This is a genomic window from Mesorhizobium sp. WSM4819 (assembly GCF_055811215.1).
This window is the reverse complement of record NZ_JBVVQO010000110.1, coordinates 1-371: the sequence shown is the minus strand read 5'-3', so window position 1 is coordinate 371 and position 371 is coordinate 1. Positions and strand designations below refer to the sequence as shown.

Annotated in this window: 1 pseudogene; it reads right to left on the bottom strand. The window is 70.4% G+C overall.

The annotated features are described in order from the left end of the window. Window positions 1-371: pseudogene (locus tag AC0L18_RS32450) on the bottom strand (AcrB/AcrD/AcrF family protein); the annotation flags it as partial.

Below are 371 nucleotides of genomic sequence, written 5' to 3'. Positions count from 1 at the left end.
TGCACCCTGAGGTCGTCGAGGGTCGACAGCGTGCGCCGGTCCTCGGGCAGGCGCAGCCTGATGTCGACGGCGTCGTCAGCACCGGCAGGCCGGTATTCGCTGAGCTTCAGCCCGTTCGTCACCAGTTGCACCACCGTGCCGACCGAGGTCGGGCTGATGCCGTATTGCGCCGCCTTGGCGCGGTCGACGTCGAGCGCCCAGTCGACGCCAGGCGGCGGCAGGCCGTCGGAAATGTCGATGACGCCGGGCACCTTGGCAATGCGTGCGGCGACGGCGCGCGCCTTGTCGTCGAGACCTTTCGGGTCGACGGCTGACAGCCTGATCTGGATCGGCTTGCCGGTGGGCGGGCCGGCCTCGGGCACGCGAACCTC